The 22220-nt window shown below is 58.9% G+C and carries 34 protein-coding genes; 9 read left to right on the forward strand and 25 right to left on the reverse strand.

The window, feature by feature from the left end; translation table 11 throughout:
* Nucleotide 1: 1 nt before the first annotated feature.
* From AAHG03_RS08785 to AAHG03_RS08830, 10 genes are read right to left on the reverse strand one after another with little or no spacing between them, the layout of a single operon-like run.
* Nucleotides 2–349: a GTA-gp10 family protein gene (locus tag AAHG03_RS08785; protein ID WP_342150232.1), complete on the reverse strand. Its 348-nt coding sequence runs from the start codon at nucleotides 347–349 to the stop codon at nucleotides 2–4.
* A 13-nt stretch (nucleotides 350–362) separates the two neighbouring features.
* Nucleotides 363–770: a phage major tail protein, TP901-1 family gene (locus tag AAHG03_RS08790; protein ID WP_342150233.1), complete on the reverse strand. Its 408-nt coding sequence runs from the start codon at nucleotides 768–770 to the stop codon at nucleotides 363–365.
* A 56-nt stretch (nucleotides 771–826) separates the two neighbouring features.
* Nucleotides 827–1222, reverse strand: coding sequence for a DUF3168 domain-containing protein (locus tag AAHG03_RS08795; RefSeq protein WP_342150234.1), 396 nt, complete (start codon nucleotides 1220–1222; stop codon nucleotides 827–829).
* On the reverse strand, nucleotides 1215–1649 hold the full coding sequence (locus AAHG03_RS08800; RefSeq protein ID WP_342150235.1) for an HK97-gp10 family putative phage morphogenesis protein: 435 nt from the start codon (nucleotides 1647–1649) through the stop codon (nucleotides 1215–1217). The genes AAHG03_RS08795 and AAHG03_RS08800 overlap by 8 nt, the downstream gene beginning before the upstream one ends.
* On the reverse strand, nucleotides 1646–2023 hold the full coding sequence (locus tag AAHG03_RS08805) for a phage head closure protein (RefSeq protein WP_342150236.1): 378 nt from the start codon (nucleotides 2021–2023) through the stop codon (nucleotides 1646–1648). The genes AAHG03_RS08800 and AAHG03_RS08805 overlap by 4 nt, the downstream gene beginning before the upstream one ends.
* Entirely contained in the window at nucleotides 2020–2673 is a 654-nt protein-coding gene (locus tag AAHG03_RS08810) for a head-tail connector protein (RefSeq protein WP_342150237.1), read from the reverse strand. The genes AAHG03_RS08805 and AAHG03_RS08810 overlap by 4 nt, the downstream gene beginning before the upstream one ends.
* Nucleotides 2673–3158 (reverse strand): hypothetical protein, encoded by a 486-nt coding sequence (locus tag AAHG03_RS08815; protein ID WP_342150238.1) that lies wholly within the window; start codon nucleotides 3156–3158, stop codon nucleotides 2673–2675. Before AAHG03_RS08815 ends, AAHG03_RS08810 begins: the two co-directional genes overlap by 1 nt.
* A 55-nt stretch (nucleotides 3159–3213) precedes the next feature.
* Nucleotides 3214–3624 carry a hypothetical protein gene (locus AAHG03_RS08820; RefSeq protein WP_342150239.1) on the reverse strand — a complete coding sequence of 137 codons (411 nt, stop codon included), beginning with the start codon at nucleotides 3622–3624 and terminating at the stop codon, nucleotides 3214–3216.
* 31 nt (nucleotides 3625–3655) lie between these two features.
* Nucleotides 3656–4885, reverse strand: a complete 1230-nt coding sequence (locus tag AAHG03_RS08825; RefSeq protein WP_342150240.1) for a phage major capsid protein — start codon at nucleotides 4883–4885, stop codon at nucleotides 3656–3658.
* Nucleotides 4860–5528 carry an HK97 family phage prohead protease gene (locus AAHG03_RS08830; RefSeq protein ID WP_342150241.1) on the reverse strand — a complete coding sequence of 223 codons (669 nt, stop codon included), beginning with the start codon at nucleotides 5526–5528 and terminating at the stop codon, nucleotides 4860–4862. Before AAHG03_RS08830 ends, AAHG03_RS08825 begins: the two co-directional genes overlap by 26 nt.
* Nucleotides 5529–5692: 164 nt before the next feature.
* On the opposite strand from AAHG03_RS08830, the gene AAHG03_RS08835 reads away from it, so the two are divergent.
* Nucleotides 5693–6157, forward strand: a complete 465-nt coding sequence (locus tag AAHG03_RS08835; protein WP_342150242.1) for a hypothetical protein — start codon at nucleotides 5693–5695, stop codon at nucleotides 6155–6157.
* A 6-nt stretch (nucleotides 6158–6163) separates the two neighbouring features.
* On the opposite strand, the gene AAHG03_RS08840 is transcribed toward AAHG03_RS08835, so the two are convergent.
* From AAHG03_RS08840 to AAHG03_RS08870, 7 genes are all read right to left on the reverse strand, one after another.
* Complete coding sequence (locus AAHG03_RS08840) at nucleotides 6164–6934, reverse strand: phage minor head protein (protein ID WP_342150243.1); 771 nt, start codon at nucleotides 6932–6934, stop codon at nucleotides 6164–6166.
* Complete coding sequence (locus tag AAHG03_RS08845; RefSeq protein WP_342150244.1) at nucleotides 6931–8280, reverse strand: phage portal protein; 1350 nt, start codon at nucleotides 8278–8280, stop codon at nucleotides 6931–6933. Before AAHG03_RS08845 ends, AAHG03_RS08840 begins: the two co-directional genes overlap by 4 nt.
* On the reverse strand, nucleotides 8280–9494 hold the full coding sequence (locus AAHG03_RS08850; RefSeq protein WP_342150245.1) for a hypothetical protein: 1215 nt from the start codon (nucleotides 9492–9494) through the stop codon (nucleotides 8280–8282). The genes AAHG03_RS08845 and AAHG03_RS08850 overlap by 1 nt, the downstream gene beginning before the upstream one ends.
* Nucleotides 9495–9504: 10 nt before the next feature.
* A complete protein-coding gene (locus AAHG03_RS08855; RefSeq protein WP_342150246.1) occupies nucleotides 9505–9978 on the reverse strand; it encodes a hypothetical protein in 474 nt (157 codons plus the stop codon).
* 20 nt (nucleotides 9979–9998) lie between these two features.
* The gene (locus AAHG03_RS08860; RefSeq protein ID WP_342150247.1) at nucleotides 9999–10745 is read right to left on the reverse strand and encodes a DUF4145 domain-containing protein; all 747 of its coding nucleotides are present in this window, start codon (nucleotides 10743–10745) and stop codon (nucleotides 9999–10001) included.
* Nucleotides 10746–10758: 13 nt separating this feature from the next.
* Complete coding sequence (locus AAHG03_RS08865) at nucleotides 10759–11946, reverse strand: RelA/SpoT domain-containing protein (RefSeq protein WP_342150248.1); 1188 nt, start codon at nucleotides 11944–11946, stop codon at nucleotides 10759–10761.
* Nucleotides 11947–12278: 332 nt separating this feature from the next.
* Nucleotides 12279–12464, reverse strand: coding sequence for a hypothetical protein (locus tag AAHG03_RS08870; protein WP_342150250.1), 186 nt, complete (start codon nucleotides 12462–12464; stop codon nucleotides 12279–12281).
* 150 nt (nucleotides 12465–12614) lie between these two features.
* Here AAHG03_RS08870 and AAHG03_RS08875 point away from each other — a divergent pair, with 150 nt between their 5' ends.
* Nucleotides 12615–13694: a hypothetical protein gene (locus AAHG03_RS08875; RefSeq protein WP_342150251.1), complete on the forward strand. Its 1080-nt coding sequence runs from the start codon at nucleotides 12615–12617 to the stop codon at nucleotides 13692–13694.
* A 108-nt stretch (nucleotides 13695–13802) separates the two neighbouring features.
* Here AAHG03_RS08875 and AAHG03_RS08880 read toward each other — a convergent pair whose 3' ends face one another.
* The 3 genes from AAHG03_RS08880 to AAHG03_RS08890 are packed head-to-tail and all read right to left on the reverse strand — an operon-like array spanning nucleotide 13803 to nucleotide 14865.
* Complete coding sequence (locus AAHG03_RS08880) at nucleotides 13803–14237, reverse strand: hypothetical protein (RefSeq protein ID WP_342150252.1); 435 nt, start codon at nucleotides 14235–14237, stop codon at nucleotides 13803–13805.
* Nucleotides 14237–14686 (reverse strand): hypothetical protein, encoded by a 450-nt coding sequence (locus tag AAHG03_RS08885; RefSeq protein ID WP_342150253.1) that lies wholly within the window; start codon nucleotides 14684–14686, stop codon nucleotides 14237–14239. Before AAHG03_RS08885 ends, AAHG03_RS08880 begins: the two co-directional genes overlap by 1 nt.
* A gap of 14 nt (nucleotides 14687–14700) precedes the next feature.
* Complete coding sequence (locus tag AAHG03_RS08890; protein WP_342150254.1) at nucleotides 14701–14865, reverse strand: hypothetical protein; 165 nt, start codon at nucleotides 14863–14865, stop codon at nucleotides 14701–14703.
* 147 nt (nucleotides 14866–15012) lie between these two features.
* Here AAHG03_RS08890 and AAHG03_RS08895 point away from each other — a divergent pair, with 147 nt between their 5' ends.
* The 4 genes from AAHG03_RS08895 to AAHG03_RS08910 are packed head-to-tail and all read left to right on the forward strand — an operon-like array spanning nucleotide 15013 to nucleotide 16312.
* The gene (locus tag AAHG03_RS08895; RefSeq protein WP_342150255.1) at nucleotides 15013–15162 is read left to right on the forward strand and encodes a hypothetical protein; all 150 of its coding nucleotides are present in this window, start codon (nucleotides 15013–15015) and stop codon (nucleotides 15160–15162) included.
* An 18-nt stretch (nucleotides 15163–15180) separates the two neighbouring features.
* On the forward strand, nucleotides 15181–15798 hold the full coding sequence (locus AAHG03_RS08900) for a phage replication initiation protein, NGO0469 family (protein ID WP_342150256.1): 618 nt from the start codon (nucleotides 15181–15183) through the stop codon (nucleotides 15796–15798).
* A complete protein-coding gene (locus tag AAHG03_RS08905; protein WP_342150257.1) occupies nucleotides 15798–16070 on the forward strand; it encodes a hypothetical protein in 273 nt (90 codons plus the stop codon). Before AAHG03_RS08900 ends, AAHG03_RS08905 begins: the two co-directional genes overlap by 1 nt.
* Nucleotides 16067–16312, forward strand: a complete 246-nt coding sequence (locus tag AAHG03_RS08910) for a hypothetical protein (RefSeq protein WP_342150258.1) — start codon at nucleotides 16067–16069, stop codon at nucleotides 16310–16312. Before AAHG03_RS08905 ends, AAHG03_RS08910 begins: the two co-directional genes overlap by 4 nt.
* Before the next feature lie 8 nt (nucleotides 16313–16320).
* On the opposite strand, the gene AAHG03_RS08915 is transcribed toward AAHG03_RS08910, so the two are convergent.
* Nucleotides 16321–17277 carry a DUF4238 domain-containing protein gene (locus tag AAHG03_RS08915; RefSeq protein WP_342150259.1) on the reverse strand — a complete coding sequence of 319 codons (957 nt, stop codon included), beginning with the start codon at nucleotides 17275–17277 and terminating at the stop codon, nucleotides 16321–16323.
* A gap of 184 nt (nucleotides 17278–17461) precedes the next feature.
* Between AAHG03_RS08915 and AAHG03_RS08920 the strand changes: the two genes are divergently transcribed.
* A complete protein-coding gene (locus tag AAHG03_RS08920) occupies nucleotides 17462–18376 on the forward strand; it encodes a hypothetical protein (protein WP_342150260.1) in 915 nt (304 codons plus the stop codon).
* A gap of 24 nt (nucleotides 18377–18400) precedes the next feature.
* Here AAHG03_RS08920 and AAHG03_RS08925 read toward each other — a convergent pair whose 3' ends face one another.
* The 4 genes from AAHG03_RS08925 to AAHG03_RS08940 are packed head-to-tail and all read right to left on the reverse strand — an operon-like array spanning nucleotide 18401 to nucleotide 20260.
* Nucleotides 18401–18577 (reverse strand): hypothetical protein, encoded by a 177-nt coding sequence (locus tag AAHG03_RS08925; RefSeq protein ID WP_342150262.1) that lies wholly within the window; start codon nucleotides 18575–18577, stop codon nucleotides 18401–18403.
* A complete protein-coding gene (locus AAHG03_RS08930) occupies nucleotides 18574–19188 on the reverse strand; it encodes a hypothetical protein (protein WP_342150263.1) in 615 nt (204 codons plus the stop codon). The genes AAHG03_RS08925 and AAHG03_RS08930 overlap by 4 nt, the downstream gene beginning before the upstream one ends.
* Complete coding sequence (locus AAHG03_RS08935) at nucleotides 19185–19919, reverse strand: helix-turn-helix domain-containing protein (RefSeq protein WP_342150264.1); 735 nt, start codon at nucleotides 19917–19919, stop codon at nucleotides 19185–19187. Before AAHG03_RS08935 ends, AAHG03_RS08930 begins: the two co-directional genes overlap by 4 nt.
* Entirely contained in the window at nucleotides 19919–20260 is a 342-nt protein-coding gene (locus tag AAHG03_RS08940) for a hypothetical protein (protein ID WP_342150265.1), read from the reverse strand. The genes AAHG03_RS08935 and AAHG03_RS08940 overlap by 1 nt, the downstream gene beginning before the upstream one ends.
* Before the next feature lie 307 nt (nucleotides 20261–20567).
* On the opposite strand from AAHG03_RS08940, the gene AAHG03_RS08945 reads away from it, so the two are divergent.
* Both AAHG03_RS08945 and AAHG03_RS08950 read left to right on the forward strand, forming a co-directional pair.
* Nucleotides 20568–21128, forward strand: coding sequence for a GIY-YIG nuclease family protein (locus AAHG03_RS08945; RefSeq protein ID WP_342150266.1), 561 nt, complete (start codon nucleotides 20568–20570; stop codon nucleotides 21126–21128).
* An 833-nt stretch (nucleotides 21129–21961) separates the two neighbouring features.
* Entirely contained in the window at nucleotides 21962–22117 is a 156-nt protein-coding gene (locus AAHG03_RS08950; RefSeq protein WP_342150267.1) for a hypothetical protein, read from the forward strand.
* The last annotated feature ends 103 nt before the right edge of the window (nucleotides 22118–22220 follow it).

The raw sequence follows: 22220 nt of genomic DNA on the forward strand, positions 1-22220 counted from the left end.
TCTAGCTTTTCGCCTCCTCCGGCTTTCCCACGCCGGGCGCCCCCTTCAAGGCGATGCTCAGGAAATGGGCCGCCGCTGCCGCCATGTCGCGGAAAGGTTCGCCAACAATGGCCTCACCCACTTGGTCGATGGTCAGCCGGGTGTCGTCATAGCCCTTGAGCCCGTGGAAGATGATCACCGCTGTGTCAGTCACCGAGATGTCCCCGCGCAGGCTGAGATCGTCCACAATCTTCACCAGGCTCTTTCCCAACGCTGTCTCAATGGCTCTGATGGCCGTGAAGGACGCCCGCAGCGTGCGGGTTTCTCCGGCCAGCTCAATCCTCAGCTCATTCCGTTGCAGATTCTCCACATGCCCGGCTTTCTTAGGTGATCGTTACAACGTCGGCGGACTCGAAGGTCGCGCTATAAGCACCAGCGTCTTTGTAGGACGACGAATCTTCCCAATCGGTGATGATAAAGGTGGAGGCGACGGTCTTGGCAGCCGTGCCAGGCACCACAAACTGCAGCTTTACCGGGGTACTTGCCAGTGCAGCAGCGCGCAGAGTGTCAGTCACGGTGTCGTTAACGTAAACCCCACTACCTTTGACGGTCACAGCGGTCACTCCACCGCCAGCCAGGAGCTTGCGGATACCGGCGTCATCGGCCGAAGTAGTTTCCACAGTGTCATTCTTAATCGTGAAACTTGGCTCACGCATGCCGCCAATAGCAACGTAAGTGCTGCCCGTAGTGTTATACTTGATGACGTAATCGCGTCCTTTTTGTGCGGCCACCTCGTTACCCTTTCTTTATCGAAAATCTATCTTGCAAAGCTTTGCTCTGGCAACACTTAAACTGCATCGACGCTAAACTCGATCACCGATTGCCACGTCTTGCCGTCGTCTTCCTTAAACGGCTGATCGGACATGGCGTACTCGAACCGGATCAGTTCGCTGGCATCCAGCGGCAGTGACGCTTCCTGCCGGTCCAAAGCGTTGAACACCGCCTGCTGGAGCAGCAGCAGTTCCTTCTTCGAGTCCGCCTGGCTAAACAGCTGGACGCGTAGGGCGTGGGTCTGGCCGGAGAAGTCGTTGGCGGCGAACGGCACAGCCGAGGAGCTGACCAGCGCGTAGGGGAACGGCGTCGCCTGCGGCACGTCGGAGTAGACCCGGCCGAACAGGTCCGGCACCGCGGTGCGCAGGCGGCTCACCACGGCCTTCGTGACGGCGGCGGAGGTCTCAGCCACGGGCGGCCCTCAACGCGGCCTGTACGGCATCCCTGATGCGCTGGCGCGCCTGCGGCTCCAGGGTGCGGAAGGTGGGCCGGAGCCACGGACGGGCGGCCATTCGGCTGGTGCCATATTCCAGGTAGCGGCCATACAGCAGCGCGGTGCCGAACATGGCCGACAGCCGATCACCACCGACCCGGAAGAACAAGGAGGCCACCAGCTGGCCCCGGTCCGTCTTCGGGAACTCGCCCGGCGCGGACGCCTGGTGGGTGACACCGCGCCGGCGGTAGGTGCGGCCCGAGCGCCCGCCACCCTGAATCCGCGTCTTCGCATGGGCATCCATTTCTACGACGGAGACGGTCAGCGCCCGGCCGATCCCGGCGCGGGCATCGAGCGGCAGGGCCTGGAGCTTCCGGATCAGCCGGCCAGTGTTCCGCACCGTCATGAGGGTTCCCCCTCAGTGCAGAGCAGGCGCTGGTACGCCCGGCCCTCCGTCTTCATGTCGTCGGCGACGTTGAGGACGTGGTGGACGTTGTAGAGGCGGGCGCCGTACTTGATCCGCAGCTTGGCTGTCTGGATCGTGTCGGCAAGGGCGGCCTGGTAACGGATCGTGACCCGCGCATCGACGCGGCTTTGCAGCTGGCCGCTGATGTAGTTTTCCCGGCCCGCCATGGGTTCGACCACGGCCCATACGGTGGAGAGATCGGTGAAGGCGTCCGTCCGCCCACCGTATCCGTCATCGGTTGCGGAAGGCATCTGCAACGTGATGCGGGTCCGCGCGCCCGACGTGAAGCGGTTCTTGGCGCACCTGCAGCTCACAGGATGCCGAACGCCTCAGGGAGCCGGTACGGGTCCAGAATGGCGGCGACGGTCGGCGCTACGTCACCGCAGCCTTCGTACAGGGCGGCGGCCTGCAGTTGGACGGCCTGGCGGATGTCCGCCGGCACATCGGTGGCGGCGTCGCCGTACCCGGCCTTGTAGGTGATGGCGACACCGGCGGCATCCCGCAGGTCGGTCGGCCAGCTCTGACCCTGCGTCAGCACGAGGTCGCTGTTGGCCTTGTCGAGCCAGTAGGTGGACGCGGCCACCGTGCTCTCCACCCCGGCCGGGCTGGTGACCTTCACCGAGGTGACGGACTGAATCGGCCCGCGCGGCAGGTGCACGGTCTGCAGGTCCAACAACGCGGTGGGAGACGGTGCGAGGACGACACCGGCCGGCGGCACGTCCTCAGCGTAGGAGGAAAAACTGTCCTGGGTCAGCAGCCAGGTCTGCGTGATGAACGCGCGGCGGGTGTAGTCCTCTGCCAGCCGGCGGGCGGTCCCGATCAGGGCCGTGAGCAGCCCGTCTTCGTCCGTGCCGTCGATCTTAAGGGCGAGCTTCAGGTCCGCCAGCGCGACCGGCTCAACGGCCGGTGCCGCCACGAGGGACGGCACACGGCGGTTGTAGCGGCGGGCGTAGCCGGGCAGCATTAGCGGCGCTTGTTCTGCGGCGCGCCGTTCTGAGCGCGGTTCTCAGGCGCGCCGGGCTGGGCCTTGGCTTCCGGCACCTTGCCATCCTCGGTCAGCTTGCCTTCGGCCACGAGGGCCTTGCGCTCTTCGTCGGTCAGCTGCTCGACTGGTAGAAGGCCCACAGTGGGGTTGCTGTCATCCGCACTGTCAGAGCCTTCGACAGCGACGCACACATGGCCGTCGATGTCGTACACGTTACCGGGCACGTAGACGGGCGTGGCGTCACCATCGGTGCCAGGCTGCTTGCCGGAGGGTTGGCTGGGGGTCTCGGGCTTGTTGTCGTTGGAGGCAAGGTCGGCGACCAGTTCAGCGGAGCCGGCGTCGATGAACCGCTGCCCGAAATCGGTCGGCACATCGTATTCCCGCTCGCGCTCGTAGTGCTTTACGGACACGCCATCTTCAGAGCCGCGATCATTCCGCAGCATCTTGATTCGTACAGTACCCATGGACTTTTCTTTCTTGGGATTGAGGGCGGCCGGAGCCGCCCGTTTCCGGGGGAACTTAGTTCGCCGCCGTGGGCCGCAGGTTCGGGCGGCCGAGCACGGCCAGCACGCCAACGGTTGCGCCGGAGGTGACGCTGGTGCTGACGACCTGCGCCCGGACGTACCGCTTGTTGCCGACGTAGCCGATGCGGCGCACGCTGTTGGCTGCCGTAATGGCGGTCAGGGCCGCGTTGCCCAGCACCTTGGCGGTGTCCACTGCCACGGCATCGGCCAGGGCCGGGTCATCACCGTGCTGGAGCTGGATGGTGAAACTACCGTCCGTCCGGGTACCGACCTGCAGGAAGAACTCTAGGGCGTTGAAGCCCTGCGTATCGATGATGACGCCGTTGGTGGTCGCGCTGGCCGCAATGGTGGCCGTATTAAGAGCCACCCGCGCCAGCAAATCGTTATGGATATCAAATTGAGCCATAGATTTAGCTTTCTTGATTTATCGTTGGATCTTAGGCGGCCTTGAGCAGCTTGATCGCTTCGAAGTTCTTCACCCCGCCGCCAACGCGCTTGGTGGTGTAGTACTTGATGCGACCCTTGGCGGTGTACGGGTCACGCAGAACCGAGATGCCGACGCGGTCGAGAATCTGGTACGCGGCCGAGAAGTCACCGTAGGCAATCGGCAGAGCGCCGTTCGCCACCACCGGCATGTCGTTCGCCAGCACGACCGGACGATCCAGCAGCATCATCGACGGGGCGAGCACCTTGCCGGTTTGACCCGGTGCGCCGGACGGCTGCAGGTTTAGGAAGCGGTAGTTCGTGGTACCAGCCAGCTTCATGATGCTGACGAGCGTGGCGCGCTTCATCAGCAGCGTGGCGTTCAGCTGGTACTCCTCCTTCAGCGAGCCGATCAGGTCGATGAGGCCGTTTTCGGTGATCGCCGTGGTGCTGCCGTTGGCAATCTGCTCGATCTGGCCACGGACGTAATCGGCGCCCTGTACACCTGCATCGTAGGTCAGAATCCCGCGCGGCTGGGTGACACCGTTGCCGGTCAGGAAGGCGGTGTTTTCCAGGCGGCCCATCTTCTCGCTGACTTTCCGGATCAGCCAGGCTTCCATGTCGAACTCGCTGTCCTGCAAGTCCTCCATGGTGATGCGAGGTTCGGCCTCCATCTTCTTGGCGACGATCTCCACCTGACCTATGCCCGGCGTGGCGGTTTCACCGCTGGTGGTGCCTTCACCTTCCCAGCGGGCAGCGGCCTCGTCGTCATCGAGATTAATGGTGACGCTTTTCAGCGAGGTCGGTCGCACGTCCGCCAGCCGGCGGATCGGGGAGGTTTCGAAGATGCGGGCGTTGATCATCCCGAGGGTGCCGGTCGGGACCAGGTAGCCGCCGTTCGGGTTGTCATCGGTGCTCAGCTGCTTCAGCTGTTCCGGCGTCATTCCGCGATCATCGTTGCGCAGGTAGTGCTTCAGGGCGTCGCGCTGGTCGGCATCTTTCTTCTTGCCCGCGTCGTCCTCGCTGGTGCGTTCACCACCCCGCTCAAAAGCAGCCTGCAGCTTCGCCTGCATGGCCTGTACTTGTTCGAACTTGGTCGCAGATTCTTCGGCGCGACGGTCAATCTCGGCCTTTACAGCCGGGCTGATTTCCCTGGTCGCGGTTTCGTGGGCGTTCTTCAGCTCGTCGAAGCTGGTGCCCAGGTCTTTAACAGCTGCGTTAAGCTGCTCGATTCCCGTTGTCACTTGGTAGAGACTTTCTTATCCGTTGCGTCAGGGTTTCAATCCCGACAATTGCAGCGGCCAAGTCCCCACCCTCCCGGCGTGCCAGCATCGCTTTGTACCCGCTGGACACGATCACTTTCGCATCTTCGCGGCTATACCCTGCATCCCGCAGGACAATCTCCAAATCCCGTTCACTCTCCGGGGCAGATTTCACCCGGTCCACATTGGACTCCGGGTTGGCCGGGAAAGTGACCAGGGAAACTTCCATAAGGCGCACCTGCTCCAGGTGCCGGACGCGCTTTTCCGTGTCGTAGCGGTCCTTCTCGGTCATGAAGCCGATGGACAGACCCTTGAGCGCACCCTGCTTTAGCAGCGAGTAGGCTTCCCGGCCCTGCTGCACTTCCAGGTTCAGCTGACCCTTCACGAACAGGCCGTGTCCGTCCTCGCGCATCTCGGTGTAGATGCCGATAGGCATGTGGGCGGAGTGCTGCCACAGGAGGGCGGGCATGCCCTTCTTGAGCGAGGCGGTGAACGCGCCCTTGTCCACGATCTCGTTGTAGGAATCTTCAACGCCGAAGACGGAGCCATAACCCTCAAAGATGCCGGAATCGCCATCAGCCGCCTTAATCTCGGCGTTGAACTGGAGAACCTGCTTTTTTTGCATTGACCAAACCTTCTTGCGCTCATTTAACCTGCTAAACTCCAAATATGGCAAGCAGAATTGTTATAAAATTATTTGATTGTTTCGCTGACTCTATGCCTGCCCTGAATTTGCCGGATTGTTTTGGATGTTGAAGATTTTACAGCTCATCGGGGATTGGCGGCAGGATGTTTAGCTTAAAAGACAGGAACAAGCTCTGCACATCACCGACTTTCGCCGCTTTTGCTTTCGCCTTAACAACTCTTTGGATAGCCGGATGCAATGTTGCGGAGTCTCCCGAGCAGAAGCTAAAAAACAAGGTCACGTCAGCTTGTGAGGACAAGATTAAAGCTGGATTAGCGTCTCCATCTGGTTACAAACGGATCGCCTACACTGAGCAAAGTACTGAAGGTAGCGAGTTTATAGCAAATCGCGCACGCAATGCTAACGTGAAAATTCCTCAGTCTGAGATGACTCAATGGATGGCAAGTTCGGGCAATCCCATTCTTTACGAAAGAGAAATTGAGTACGATGCTCCCAATCAGTACAATGCATTGATTCGCCTCAAGGTGCGTTGCGAGTTCTATGCGACTGATAAAAATTTTCAGTCTGTCGATCCCAGTCGTGTCGCATTAGTATTCATTGCGCGTTGATAGTCACTATTGATTCTCGTCAACTTTGTATGCCAGCACGCATCGGCAGTGCACCACGTTCGCTGCCGATGCCCGCCAATCGCCTGGCCGCTCCATCTTCTCGCCGCCGACCGTGAACATCGCCTCCATTGGGATGGCCGGATGACCTGACATGGCGGCATGGTTCGCGCGGGTCCTCTCGTCCTGCACCGGCACCCACCGCTTCAGCATGGTCACGCCGTTGTCCCGGCCCGCCTTCGCCGCCCCTTCCTGGCTGGCGAACATCATGGCGTTGTGGGTTTCGGTCCGGGCGATGGTCATGGCCCGGAAGGCGGACAGCGCCTTCGCCTTCAGCAGGTCGGCCGCGACCTGGACCGGATTGAATTCCACGTCCAGCGCGTGGGCCTTGTCGATGATGCGCTGCAGGTCGGCGCGGGTTGTCGCGGCCGTCTCCTTAGCCGCCTGTGCCCCGCGCTCGGCAATCCACCGGCGCAGCAGGTAGAACCACAGCGCGTCCCACCCTTCCTTCCGCTCCAGCGTCGGCAGCGCGGCCTTCTGGTCCTTCAGCGCCTCCACGATGCCGATGCGAATGGCGATACGCTGGTAGTGCTCGGCCAGGGCGAGCATCTTGTTGGTGTGTTCGTACAGGTCCTCGTCGGTCAGGCGCTGGTGACGGGGGAAGGAGGCGGCAGCGGCGTCGATGTAGCGGTTCTTCTCCCGCAGGATGGCGCGAGCATACGGCTGCTCCACGGACACCATCAGCTTGTCCCACCGAGCGAGCAGCGCAGTGTCGCTCAAGCCGCGTCTTTCACTCCGAACTCTTCCCGCATGGCTTTGACCACGTCGGCGGGGTCAAAGCCCGCATCCTTCATGGCCTTGGCTAGGCCGGTGGCCGGTTCGTCGGCGGCCGGTGCGGCCGGTGGAGGCGGGTCCTCGCCCAGCTTCTCCATCGGCTTCATGGTGCCCTTCATGTAGAGCTTGTCGGCACCCTCCTCGTCGGACTCATCGAACCCGACTTCGACACGCGCCTCGTTCGGCGTGAGCAGACCGGCATCGACCGCCTTCCACATCCGCTCAAACTTGCGGGCGCGCTTGGCTTCCAGGGCGGGCACGCTGTCGGCGTTGTACTGGAGGGTCAGGCCCTTGCCGTAGGCGGGCGCGAGGAAGTCGCTCAGCGCCTCGATTACCTCATCCAGCAGCGGCAGCACCGTGTCGCTCCACAGGCGCTCCAGCGCAGCCTCCATGTTGCTGAACGTGGCGGCCTCGGTGGTGACGAGCGGCAGCGGGACGCCGAACACCAGGGCGATGTTCTTGGCCGCCTCCGTCATGGACAAGCTGAAATCCATGTCCTTCGGGTTGTGGGAGAGCGCCGTGAACTTCGCCCCGCCGGTGAGCACGGGAACACTGCCGGCGTTGCCGGCGCCCTGCCAGGCGCGGTGGAAGTGGGTCTTGATCTGCTGCAGCGTGGATTCGTGGACGCTGGCGCCCAGCTCCAACACCCCTGACGGCCGGGCGCTGTTCGCCAGCAGGTTCTTGTTCCAGCGCCCACCGGCGTTGTGGGTGTCCACGGCGACCGCCGAGGCCGACAAGCCGGAGAGGCCACGGAACGTGTTCAGGGGGTTGGCCCCCTTGATGTGCAGCACCTGGCACTCGCCGGTCAGCGGGTTGACCCGGTATCGCTTCTTGTTCTCGCCGGTGCCGTAGAGGTAGGCGGCGGGCACCGCACTGCCGCCCTTGTCGCGCTCCACCTCCACGTACCGGGGGTCCAGGCAGTACAGCTCCTGCGCCGGGCCAGTGGCCGGGTAGCGAATGACGAACGCCTCTCCGGCCGCCTGGTGGAAGGTGACCAGCTCCTTGGCGAACTCCTTCCAGTTCTGCGTCGGATTGGGCTTCCTGAGCAGGTCCAGCAGCGGGTGCGTGGTCAGCACCTTGTCGGCGTCGCCCTGTTTCACCTCCAGCTTCACGCTGGCCGCGTTCTTGGCGATGACGCTGATGCGGGAATAGACGATGGGATTCCCGGCGTACCCTTCGCTCAGGTAGGCATCGAGGGTGCGGGTAACGGCGGAGTCGCCGCCGAGGATAAAGAAGGACTGAGACCCAGGAGCCGGCTGGCTTTTCTTACGCAGGAAGTCAAACCACGCCATTACTCCAAAACAATCACTTGCGGTTCAGGTCCACGGGTTGTTCGGGCACGGTTAGCCAAGGCAAGGCTCATAACACAGTCATCGTGCATGCCCTCTGGCGCGGAGTACCGAACCCCCGTTCTTGTGTATTCGTACTCGAAGCACTCCAGCTCTGAGACAATTACTCCCGCAGGATAGTAGATTTCAGATTGCTGAATGGCAACAGCCAAACCTTCCATGAGCATCTGCTTTGAGGCGGAGGAGAACTTGTAGCCCTGGAAGTTGCTGAACTCGGCCCGGCCGGTGTCGGCCTGCAGCTCCTCCACGATGGGGTCGCCGACGCCGGTGCTGTCGATCAGCGTGGGGACGTTCCCGCAGATCAGGCGGACGTGCCGGATGGTGTCCCGCCACGGCTTCTGGAACCGCTCGTGCAGGCAGGTGCGGCCGGCAGCATCCAGACCGGTGATCACCGTCCAGTCCACCGACTTTGCCAAGTCCACCCCGTAGGCGACCGGCGGCATGGTGCTGAGTGGCGCGACCTGGTTGCCGATGTGGCGGATGCCAAAGGGGTTGCCGCCGTCGTCGGATGGCTCGCACAGGTACAGCTCCCGGAACACGTTCTCCGGCAGGGTCCGCCGGGCGTCGTCCAGCTCGGCCTGCGGGAACACCCCGGCGGCGACGGCATCGAGGGCGGTGATCTTGTGGTAGGAGTGGCCCGGCTCCCCCGCCTCGGCCTTGCGTGACCCCTTGTAGAACCAGTTCCCCCGGCCCTTCACGTTGCCGATGAGGCGGATCGGCCCCTGCGTGGCGGTCAGGGTCGAGCGGAGGGCGTAGAACGCCTCTTGACGGACCCGGCTGGCCTCATCGAGAACCGCGGCCCACACGTCCTCCCCATACAGCAAGTCCGGCTTCTCGCCGGTCTTGAAGCGCATTACAGCGCCGTTCAGGGTGTTGGTCAGGGTGGAGTCGGTATCGTTCGACCGGAGCAGGCCCGCCGGTGCCCCACGCTTGATCCGGCCGTAGGCGATCTTGGCGGTGCCGGTGGCCGGTGCAACCCACCAAAACTCCCGGCCGTGCTTACCCTTGATCAGCGACTGTTCGAACAGCCAGGCCATGCACGAGACGGTCTTGCCGCTCTTCGTGCTGCCTTCGATCCAGGAGTATCGGCTGTCGTTGAAGAACGCCTGAGACTGCTTGGCGTAGAGCTTAGGCCGCTGGTAGGTGTACTCTTTCACTCACCGTGGGTTAGGAATTGTCGATCTTGATGGTGAAGGTTGGCGGTGCTGACGGGTCGGACGAGTGGTTGTGATCCACCTTGTCACGCCATTCCTTCGGCCGCCGGTTCTTGAGCCAGAAGATGCCAGCTACAGTATCAGGTGGCGCCGCCTTCTTTAGGTCTACGATCTCGACACGCTCTTCCTCGTGAACCTTCTTGCCGTTCTCATACTCAGTGACTTTGAGCTTCACTTCTTTCTGCTCAATCCACTCCGCACCCAAAGCCCTTTGCAGCAGACTATCTGCAACTTTCGTGTCGGTTTTGAGCCTGCCCCTTTTTATGGCCTCAAAAAATTCGGGATGAGCTTTCTTCCAATTGTTGATCGTCTGCTCGGTTTTGTCGAAGAACGTGGCTAACTGGTCGTCTGTAGCACCTAGGGCGCAAAGCATTTCGACCTGATCGTTGAACTCAGGTTTGAAATCGGTCGGGCGTCCAGCGGGCATTCTCTAATGTTGATCGACTGCTAATATTTGTAAACGCCTTTTGTCTTTGTTATTTTCTTCACAAGCTTTGCGATGTGGCTTTTCCCCTCGCCGAATATTTCCTTCAGCGCGTCCTCATAGACGGCAAATGCATCTAACAATGGTTCACTGTTCGCACCTTGGTGGGTTCCAAGGTTGCCAATGATGCGTAGTGCATGAAGGCTACCCTTGAATCCCGGCTTTACCGACTCAAACGCGTTGATTCGATTGTTGAGACTGAACGGCACACGCTTTCCATTAACGACCTGAGTTTTTTTGATCTTAAAGTGATCCAGCAACCGCTCAGCACTGGTTCTGAGGCGTCCAGCACTCGCTCCTGGGTCTGCCCAATAGATCTGGAAGGCTAGTTTAAGTTCTTTCTTTACGGCATCTGGGGATTTTTTAGGGATCTGAATCATGGGTGGAGCAGGATACATAGACTTTGGTGCTAAGAAGTCTGAAAGCTGCCAACCATACTCATCATCTTGAATTTGATCATATTCAACTTGCCCAGTTACAGTTACGATTTCGCCGCAAGTTGTATCGTCGCACTGAAGTAAAAGACAGAACTTTTGATCTCTATGATCCCAGTCAGAATTTTCATCTCGCATCCATATTTTAGAGTGCAAAGTTTCAACAACTTGCAATGATCCTTGAACTACGCGCACGGTCCCATGGGTACAACGTGGACATGGGAAGCCTGGCACGCTGGACTGAAGAAACTTGTCACCCCATAAATCACGACGCAACTCTCGATTCCTTCTATTTGCGCTTCGGCTCAGTCCACAATCCTCTACCCTGCCGTCGCATCCAGTCTGGGTCAATTCGCTCCCTTGGCGTGGGTATAGCCCGCTTCTGCAATGCGACTTTGAACTCACTCACCGCTTCGTCATGGACTAGTGCATTCAGCTGCATCTTAAATAGCTGCACGTCTCCAAAGTAATTCGGATACGCCTTCGTAAGATTATCCATCTTGTCAGCTTCAACGAGCACGACGTTCGATTTTTCGAGTCCGCTGATGTTATCTGGTTTCTCGGCGGCTTCATAGCTCGTGAAGGCGTACCTCGATTTATAATGTGGAGTGACAAAAACCTGTTTCGACTCGTTGTCGTAACGAAGCAAATAGTAAGATGGCTTTTGATCGTAGCCGACGGCATCCTGAGACCAGAAAACAGCTGTGCTAAGGTTGTCGAGCACTTTCACGGCTCCAAGTTCAGCGTTCAACTCCTTCAGCTCCCGGATGCGTTCCACCCGTCCCGGCATGCCCTTTGCCGGATCGCAGCCTTCCGCTTCAGCGAACTCAGCCGACACAAGCGCAAGGAGGCGCAGCCACTCCGCGCTTCCCTTCCCCGACTTCAGCTCGTCGCCGAGGAACATGCCGATCGCTTCGACCGCCGTTGCCCAGGAGTGCTGAAGGTCGGTCCGGATTTGCAGCTCGATCCGGCGCCCGTTGAACACGGTGGTGTCACCACGACCGACGTACTCGAATTTGAGGTGATGGCAGCGGTATCCGGTCGCCCTAGCGTCGTGGATGTAATCGTCTTCCGCCCAGAGATGATGGCGGAAGCGTCCCTTGATGGCAGCGATCAGCCTCTCGGCTTCGCCCATCGTGTGCATGATTGCGCGACAGCCACCGAGGTCTTGGAAATCTCCTAAGGTGAGGGGGCGTCGCCGACCGGACATCCGGCGGAGTTTGCCCCGGATGGCGTTCATCCGCTTCACTCGGGCTGCGGTGAACCCGTTCAGCTCCTGAATGCGGATGTGCGCGCGCATGGAGCCGTGCATGCTCTTCATCGGGTGGGCGTGAGAATCGCGCCAGTGGTTTGCGACGGTGAAGGCCCGCCGAATGCGGTCTTCGGTTTCAGGCGTCCACGTAAGGTCGCCGCCGATCACCTGGCTCGCTTCGCGCACATCATCGATGGAGTAAGCGAAAGGCTCGAAGTTCGGCATCCTTGTTGGTCCGTATCCCTGTTACGATTTCCCGCCGGTTATGATTCTCAACCCTGCCATTGCTGGTGGCAAGTCCGGCGGGGTCGTTGCACCGTCCAAATCCACAAACCGTGCGTGGCAGCGAGGATGGTACTGGTTGCCCCTGGCCCTGTGTGGCGCCGGGTACGGGCAGTCGAAGGCGATCCGCTCCAGCACGAGATGCAGCGGTGTCTCCGCCCCCAGCTTCTCGGCCAGCCGGGCGAGGCGGTAGGCGCCCTTCCGCTGCGGGCAGAGGTTACAGGCCACACGAACGACCACATAGGGGTACTGCGCCAGGCACGTCGGCCGGTCGGTCATTCGGCGACGGCAGCGCGGACGTAGCCGTAGGAGACGGCGCAGCGGACCTGTTCGAGCGCCTTCTCCGTGCGCAGGAGATCGGTGACGGCCCAGCGTAGGGCCTGCTCACTGTCCCCCTCTGCCGCCTCAAGGTAGGCGATGGCGGTCACGTCCTCGTCGGTCATGGCGGCCACTGCCGCCATCTGCTCCGCCGTCACCATGATTCGCCTCCAGCTCTGGAACGAAACAGGAACATAGGACTGCGGGGACAGAGTCAACGGTCAGCCTTTGGCAACCTTGGATTCTTATGACCTTGCACGATATAAAGCACAAAGCGCGAACGGAGGTGGTGTGTGGCACGGGATGCAGACGCGATACCCCCCAACGACAAAGGCCGAATCTGGGCTTCCCTCAGTCAAGCCTTGGGTGCAGAACTCCGTGAGCATCGTTCGATACAGGGCGTTTCGGGGTTAGATCACCCTGTTCAGGCAATCGCCGTAGATGACAAAAATTCTCGCGTTTTAGTATTTTCTGCGGAGCCAAATCCGCGCGTAGCTGCTTTGATGCAGGTAGATGTCCAGGCCGCTATGCCGGACTCAAAAGTTCTTGTTGCACGACCGATCGTATTTGATCTTGGAGTTATGTCGCGGCAAGTGTTCAAAAATGTCGATGATGCTCGTGTGGACATAGCCTCCTTTGTTCGCAAGATGGAAAGGCTAAGCAGAATCAATCAGTCGAAGAAAGGGAAGGCCCGAGCTGAGAAGCAAATGGAGGAGTTGTTAACCCCAGCGGCACACGTTTTTGCAAACGTGGCCCTGCCTGCTTTGTCTCAAATCGTTGACGTTCTGCAGCAATTTGCGCACTTGGACTGGCCGACGATCCTCAATTCCCTGCAAGTCGATCCGAAAAATCCAGTCGTCTCTTTTGCTGCTTTGATGGAAATTGATAACCTGGCGATTGATCGACAACATGGAGTTTGCCCGCTGCCTTTGTACGAGTTCAAGGAAGCGGATTGGGAGTTGATGGCCTCAGGTGGTCGGATCGAAGACGTGCAGGAGCGGCTGAAGCAGCTCGACATCTACCAGTATTTTTTCCCGTCGCCGGACCAGATCGTGCTTGGTTCGGTCGAACACGGCATTACACAGCGTAATGAGATCGTTACAACGGTCAAGAAAGCGCCAGAACTTGGTCACCCCCTTGGGGACTCGGAATTGGTTCCGAACATGACCAACATTCCCGACATCATTGAAGCCCTGGCCGACCGAGGGTACGTCGCCGAGGGAGAGCATGCGTTGACCGTTACGGCCAAGGGCACCACCGCACGCTCTAGCATCAAATTCCGACCCCGAGAGAGCCTACTGGTAAAGCTATTCAACCGGTTCTCCGTGAAGGTCGATGCTACCATCAACTCGAAAGACTTTTTCAAGCCGTAATGCACGCGGCCAAGAGTGGTAGGATGGACAGCAGGCACATAGCACCCATCCAGCCTAAAATGCCGACGCTGACGGTCAGCCAGGCGAGGCCGAGTAGGAGCCAGACCATCACACACCTGCAGCTGCCAGATCAGCCAGCTTCCTGAGGCCGTCCCGGCACAGCCAGCGGACCTTGATGCGCTTCCCTGTCCCCGTCGCCACCCACTCGGACCGGACCGTGATGCCAGAGCGCCGCAGGGCGGTCTCCGCCGCGAGGAGGACGCGACCGGCCTGGACCGACATGTTGCCGGCCGCCGTCAGCTCGGCATGGGCACTGAGGGAAGAGACGCGCTCGCCGCGTGCGAACTTCCGGATCAGGACGGACACTTGGCCGTCCAGGTGCTCCGGCCGCAGGTAGTACTCCGCGCTGCGGGTGGACATGTGGGAGCGACGCGCCACCGGGTAGCAGATTGCACCTCCGCCTGTGGCCGAGTGCAGGTTCTCTGATTTTGGCTCACGCTTCCAGCGGAAGCATGGTGGGAACAGATCGGAGAGGGAGAACATCAGCGACTCTCCCCCTTCAGTCCCTGGCCTTCTGTCCAATCGACCTTTACACAGGCGATGCGTTTCTGATCCTTGTCAACAAAGACGTCAGCGGCGTTTCGGCTTGGGTGTACAGTTGAATTTTCATACTCATAGACGTTCATCCAGCACTCGCCGCTCTGTGGCTCTTTCTTCTCCGGCTGCGACTGCATCATCTCGCGGACGATCTCACGCACTCGGTTTTCCGTCAGCGCCGGGGCGGTAGGTTCATCGGCAAAAGCTACAATGTCACCATCAAACGGCTGACACAAATCCATGACTTTCCCGTGCTGCGTCCAAGACAAATCACCAGGTCCATCAAAAATATAGGGTGTAATAGTGCTGGCATCAAAACCTTCGATCTTTACGCTGCGTCCATCTCGCAGTAGTACCTCACGCCCAACATCCCCTTCCGTAATCGTAATGCTCACATTCCTGCCTCCCATTACACAGAATACGCCAGCAGCAGGCCGACGAGGTTATAGCCAGCCACGCCGATGCCGTAGAGCGCCGCGCTGATGATGGCAGCGCCGGTTAGCACCACGCCCGGATGAACGTCGTTCGTTTGCTCAGTCGCCGGGTGAGTGGCGTGAGAAGTAATGAGGTCCATGTTGTTGTCTCTTTCCTTGGTTGTAAGTGCAGGTTGAGACAGGTTCCGTCAGGCGTCAATATATTATTTCATATTTATTTCACTTTTATTTGTTGACGGGTCAGTTCGACTCCAGCATTATCTTTCCACCAAGGAAAGAGAAACGACATGGGAGACCAGAACATTCAGCTTGGTGACGACAACGGACCAAGCCCCGACGACTACCGGAGCATGATCGCGGACCTGGATATGGACCGTCGCTGCCCGGACATGACTGATGCCGAGATCGACGCCATGGCGGCGGTCTACGGCCAATAAAACAGGAGGAAATAATGTATGAAACCACTCAAATCTTCCGGAGGATTCCAGCAACCACCGGCAGGACCGCACCCTGCAATTCTGTTCGCCATCATTGATCTTGGCACTCAGGAAGGCACGCATAAGGGGAAAGTTACGAAGCGTCGGAAAATCCTCATGCGGTGGGAGTTGCACGGCGAAGGCTGTGAAATGGATGATGGCAAACCGATGTCGCAGGCCGAGCGGTTTACGCTCAGCTCCCACCAAAAGGGCAACCTCCGCAAATTCATGGAGGCGTGGCGGTCGAAAGCGTTCACGGACGACGAGTTCGAAAACTTCGACCTCCGCAACATGTTGGGCAAACCGTGCATCCTCACACTTACCGAGGATGGCGATTACATGAACGTCAATGGAATTACGAAGCTAATGGCGGGCATGACGACCCCCGAGCAAGTTAACCCGAGCTTGTATTTCTCGCTGGCACCGGGCGAATTCGAGCCGCACGTTTTTGACGGCCTGTCGGATAAACTGAAAGAGTTGATCAGGAAGTCGCCTGAGTATGTCGCAGCGACGCACCCCATGGGGACGGAGGGTGTAGGCGGGTCGCCGATGAATATCAGCACTGACGCGCCGTTCGATGACGATATCCCCTTCTGATGCTGACGCCTGAGACCGAACAGGCCCTGACCAAAGCCCTTGAGCGGCGCAATGCCGCTCAACAGGTTTGGGTGCAGGCCAAGAATGCCGAGGCGGAAGCCTTCCAGGCGTTTCGGGCGGCCGAGGAGGATTTCGCGCGCCGACAGTACGCCGTTGCCGGCCCGCTCCTCTACCTCGCAGGGCACCAGTGCCGAGCCGAGATGCGCCACGTCTACACCGCGGTGATCACCCCGATCAGCCAGGACAACAACGATATGAAAACAGGACGATGATCGCAGTTACAAAGAAACAACTGATCAAGGGGCGCGGCCGGCGCCCCATCTATCCATTCCGGGACATGAAAGAAGTTGGTGACTGCTTCGAGATCGACTGCACCGGCATGAGCCGGGAGGAAAAGACCAGGAAGGCCAATATCCTATCGACGCTTTGTGGCCATTATGGCCGTCTCCTTGGGCGGACCTTCGCCAGCGAGATCACCGGCGACGTGGTAACGGTGCAGCTCGTTTCCAGATAATCGCGCGCTCAGGTCTCGCTGAGCATCTTCTCGATCATCTCCATATCTCGCCGACGTACTTTCCGCACTTTGTGGTTCGTGCCGAACTTCTCAGACATCGGCAAGGCAGGATCAGCAGACATATGCTTCTGTACAAAGTCGATGGCGTGATCAGTTGCCCCATAAACGAATTTGTTGGCGCGGGCCGTCACCGCGAGATTGACACGCTGGACTAGCTCATTCGGTGTCAGCATCATAAGGCGGTCGGCTGTTGCATGCGTGTTGACCGCATAAAAGATGCGTTTTGGTCCAATCGGCACAATAAGGTAGCTGTCTTCCTTGGCAAACCCTTCAGTAACCAGTGGTCGATCAGAGGTAAGGAGCGCTGGTGCGGTGAAGGGCATTTCAAAGTGGCCCCACTTCATGCGGAAAATGTGCTTGGAAGTGCGCTCTGCTGACAGGGAAGAAACAAAGGCTTTCATCGCCTGAAGCTCGACGATGACTTCAGGGGTTGCAGCTAGGTATTTAGCAAAGGTAGGCGGATCGGACTCCCTGCGCTGCATCTGGTATTTGCGTTCATATTTTTTGTTCGAAAGCCGCCAGTGTCGCGCGTATGCGTCTTTCATGCTGCGCAGCTCTTCCGGATTGCGCATGAGCATCGATACCAAGAATTGTGTCCAGGCCATACGGTCCCGCGCATCCCGCGGCCCATGTCCGGCGTGGAGATCTTCCAGCACATCGGCGGCGCGCGTATCGACCGGGCGGAAGATGTTTTCTTCAACCTGCTGCGCGAGTTCGGGTGGCAGACCACGCAATTCGTAGAGCCGGTCCACATATCCGGTGCCGGAAGGATGGGTTCGCCGCGGTTTTACCTTGTCGCCATATGGACGGCTGAACTCCACGATCCTGTCACCCCCAAGAAGCCAACGTTTTAGGTAAAATACCGGGACGTAATGATGTCTGATAGATACTTGTTTTGTAGGCATGACAACATATCTAGCTCATCGTATGCAGCCCCTGCTACTAGGACCGTATCCGATGACATAAGCGGACACGAACGCGACTTTAGAGCCACCTCAAACCAATTTCCAGGGGAGATGTCTGAGAGACTGGCGGAAGAAGTCGATCCGCGATACCAGAGGAAGCACGCACGCTCTGGTAGGGTTCGCTGTGACCATATTTCAGTCCGCTCAATCAATAACTACAGGTCTAAGCCTCGTAGCTTTCGCGCTTGCCATTGCTTTGATGGTGTATCGCGCGCGCTCGCGAAGCGCGATAAAAATTATCGAAACAACACCTGAGACTGATCGGCTGCGAACTGTTGAGACCTTGGCAGAGTGGGTCAGGGTGGACTTGAAAGGATTGTCAGCGAAGCAAAGAGAAAATATTGTCTTAGAGCAGATAAGAAATAAAGCGAAGCGAGAGCTTATGCTTGCACTTCTTGCTGCATTCGCTGGTCTTTTGCTCGCGGCGGTAGCCCTGGCCTCTATCCTGTCGAGCCATTTTCGGCCAACCCTGGATGGGGAAACCAAATCTGTTGACAGTACGGATTTTACGTCGAAATGCATCGATAGGTCCAAAATCGGACAGCGCATGGAAGATCATCTCCAAGAGTCACAAGCGAAAATAGTAAAAGAGTACTCGGATTATTTTCGCGCTAGAATTGATAGGCTACGATATGCATGGAGCGGTGGGACCGCCGAAACGTTTTCAGATCCCAAGCGAGGCGTTCCCGTCAAAGATGTAGTTGCTGTCGGTGGGCGGCTCGTTATTAAGTATAGCTGGCAAGACGGAGTGGCGCAATTAGAGCCAATCTTTATGGGTGGATCATATCCTATAGCAACTTTTCAGGGATTCTGGCGGCAGAAAAACGGCATGGGTTGTCTAAACATTGGTTTCCCCTTGATCGAGAATGGCAAGTTTCTGACACCTATGTCTCACGATAAGCAGAAATCTAGCAATGATGAAGCCAATGAATGGTCGATCATTGCTTCAGGTTACTGGACTGAAACGCTTAAGCCAATCAGATCTCTTATCGCAGAAGATGCTAATTCTCTGAGCATGCACTGTAAGGGGTGCGACTAGAGATTCGCACCTCAACATATTGTATCATCCACCTGATCGTAGGTTTAATTTCTTAGTCGCGTGCTGCCGCTCCAGCTCCTTCAGCCAGGCTTCCAGCGCATCGAGCTTCTGAACGAGGAACACGCGGTCGGTCCGGTGACCAGCAAGGCGCTGCACCTCAGCGCGCAGGAGGCGGAGCGCGGTTTCGGTGGCCGCACTCATGCCCCACCCCGCGCTGCCATGTCGGCGTGGACCTTCCGCGCCCCGATCCGGGCAATGTCGGCGTAGTACTTCCGGGTCCGATCCTTCGCCTTGGCGAACCAGTCCGCGCAGTGGAGGTCCCACGCCGCCGGCTGCATCGCGCCGGCCTTCCACGCCCGCGCCAGCAGCCGGGTGTGCGTGTTCGGCGCCTTGGAGGAGTGGAACCGCTTTAGCATCGCGTCGATGCAGGCGGACACGTCCATCCGCAGCCAGCCGTCACGCAGCGGCTCCCGGAACAGCTGGTGGCAGTACCAAATGCCGCCGTTCAGCTCCGCATGTCGCCATTCCTCCGGGGTAGCATCCCTCTGGTCGCGCTCCCGCTCGCAGCCATTCTGGCGCAGCAGTTCGAGCACTTCCGCCTCCTGCGGCCACCGGGCGAACTTGGAAGTCCGCACCCAGACGCTCAGGACCATGGAGATGTCCCGCATCCCGTACTGACCGACCGAAGCGGCCCAGGATTCGGCGACGACAGCGAGCTGCTGACCGGGCTTGAGTTCTAGGGCACCGTACCGTTCCGTGAGGGCGATAAAGAGGTCGTTGATCTTTTCCTCTGAGGACATTGGGGCCGTCATGATGTTTTCTTTCTATGGGCAAAAAAGTCGTGGTTTTTGTAGTCGATGAGGGCAGGCGGGTTGCGCCAGATGCCGTCCTTCAGGAACTTGGACATGGCGGGAATGTACTGCCCCCCGTCTTTCTTCCAGGCCGTGGTGGCGGCGAAGGCTTTGACGGCCTGGATGATCTGGTCGGCGTAGAGGTGGCAGCCACCCTTCCGGCTCCAAAGGCGGAAGGCTTCGTCGGGATCGACGCGGTGGGGTGGCGCGACCTTCTTGAACTCCGTCACGAAGGCTTGGAATTTCTCATCGAAACACCACGCCTCCCCCTTGGGGGTTAGGGGGTATTGTTCCTTGGTCTGTTCAGATGGTCTGTTATGGGGGTCCGGCTGCCGGACCACCCCTAGTCCGGCTCCCGGACTACCCTGGTCCGGCTCCCGGACTACCCCTGGTCCGTTTACCGGACCACCCACCGGCATTGCCGGCTGGTAGAGGTTGCTGGTGTGGCTGCCGTTCTCGCGGTCCCGGCTGGTGATCGTCAGATACCCCGCATCGGCGGCCTTCTGGACGTGGAGGATGACCGTGGACCGGCTCAGCCCAGTCTCCTCAGCGATGGTGGCGTAGGAAGGGAAGCAGCCGGAGCCATCGGCGGCCATGTGGGTGCCGATGGTCAGGCAGATGAGCCGGGTCGTCGGCTCCAGCTGAGACCGGATGATGGTGTGCTGCCACGAGAAGAAGGGGGAGGGGGCCATTACGCCTTCGCCTCCAGCAGCCTCACCGCCTCAGTGCCGATCAACGGCCTTCCGTTGTCGTCCAGCAGGTACGCGGCGAAAACGTGCCCGAACGACAGTGCGCCGGACTCCACGGCCGTCACGTTGCCCTTCACCCAATCGCGTATGATCGAGTCCGCGGCGAGTAGCCCTTTATCGAGGGCTGCTCGCTCCCACTGAGCCGCAGTGCCGCGGCGTCGGCTATTCCAAGGATTGGCCTTGAGGTAGAGCGCGGCCCACCCGCCAGCCGACACGCGGAACTCCACCGGGTGCCCGCGCCACCGGAACTGGAGCATGATGGTGTGGGTGGCGAAATCATCCATGAAGCCGATTTGGTCACAGCCGAACCGGCGCAAAATCTTTGTAGCTTCAGCGCGTGCGGATGCACCGCTCGTCGCATTTTCATATGGAAGACCCATACGCTCATACTTTCATTTATATACTCCACTCATGCAGCAAATGTTTTGGAGGGGCGCAGGCATGAGACTGCGCCCGTTAAAAGATGATGCATTCGGGGGAGTTTGCAGTCAAACACTTTAGGAAACCTTTGAAAGTGTATTTGAACGGCGCCATTGCAGTGCCCCAGCTTGACGGCTAGAAATCTAGGAGACTGCTTGGGCGAGCAAATTTATGCCGATTATCAAAAACTATGGGCTGCGGTGGGCACGCGAGAGCGTGAACTGGGGCGCACCAGGTCGGGCAGGAAGTCTGGACGGCAAGTTAGCCACACTGAAAAGTTCCGCAGTCATTGATTTTCGTGATCAGATCGGCATCTACGTGCTATACGAAGAAGGTTTTATACCAGTATACACTGGACAAGCTGGAGTAGGCACAGCGAGGCTTTTCGCTCGGCTTAAAAACCACCAGAACGATCACCTGCGTGACCGATGGAGCTATTTTTCTTGGTTCGGTTTTAGAGCTGTGACTGAAGCGGGCGAGTTATCCGAACGGCAAAATCCTGATGCAACTACGTCGCTGAAGTACTCTGAGGCTTTGTCGGAGATCGAAGGTATTCTCATCGAGGTCTTGGAACCTCGCTTGAATAAGCAAGGCGCCCGATGGCAGCAAAATGCCGAAGAGTATGTTCAGCAGCCAACAGATGAGCCATGGGACAAACTTGACGAATTGATGGAACAGGTCGCCTCTTTGCGCGACCAATTAGACAGCATAAGCAAAAAGCTGAAACCTTAATGCCATCCAAGAAAGGAAGCGCACCCAAACGCCTTCGAAAGCACCGTATTACACTGCTAAATACTTTGACGTATACTTATGTTTAGGTGACGCTACCGGTGCAGATTTTCTGCCCGGAGACACTGTTATGACCTTACGCGGTGAACGTCGCCGGAAAGCATCCTGGCCGCCACCGAATTTCTCAACTGCACTCACACGCCCCGAGATCGACACTGCTCCCGTGGCGCCGCCTCACTACCCTGTCTCCGAGATCGGAGACGCCTGCCCATGTTCAACCTGCTCCGCCGCCTGCGGTCAGCTCAGCCTCGAACTCACCCGGCTCACCCAAGCGGCGGTGACGCAGCGGCAGGGCAAGGAGTTCCCGTAACCCCGCCCGTAAGGCCGCCGGTTCAAAGCCTGTCCGGCTTCTGGATAGAGGTCGAACCTTTCCACCCGTACCGGCCCAAGCTCCACGGCCCGGCCGGGCTGGTTAAGTTCCTCAGCTATGAGGAAGCGTGGCGTATGGTTTGGGAGCAGCACTATGACCGCCTAATGCGCCGCGAGGCCATCCGGTTCTGAAAGGAGTTTGGCTTGCCAAAAGTCCTCTACTGCGACTCGGAATCGTTGGAAAACGACGAGGACGGTAAAAAGATAGGCGGCATTACCGTTGCCTACTTTGATGACGGAACCGAGGAGGTTGTGCACACACGGGAACGCATGCGCGAACTCTGGTATCTTTTCGTATCTCAGAAAGCGAGGTGATCCGTCTGCCCGGCGCAGGCTAACGCGCCCAACCAGTCCGAAACCCTAACCCATTGGCTCGCTTCGGCGGGCCTTTTCTTTTGGAGGAACCGATGTGGAAGGGTTTCTGGAAAAGTCTGCTGGCGCACCTGTTCGAGGACGAGGTTCCAGCGTGGATGGCGTACATGATGATGTTGTTCGGCATCATCCTTACCTTTGCGGTCTTTCGCGCCGTCAGACCGCTGCTGATCGAAAGGCTCAGCCACTGATCCCTTCCCGCTTCGGCGGGACTTTTTGTAGCACGGCTCTCCAAAGCCTCAAGGCACGCTGGCGCTCTCCGGCCTTGACCCTTTTCCGTTCCGGGCAAAGGGG

It is taken from the genome of Methylorubrum subtropicum (assembly GCF_038442325.1).
GTDB classification, from domain to species: domain Bacteria; phylum Pseudomonadota; class Alphaproteobacteria; order Rhizobiales; family Beijerinckiaceae; genus Methylobacterium; species Methylobacterium subtropicum.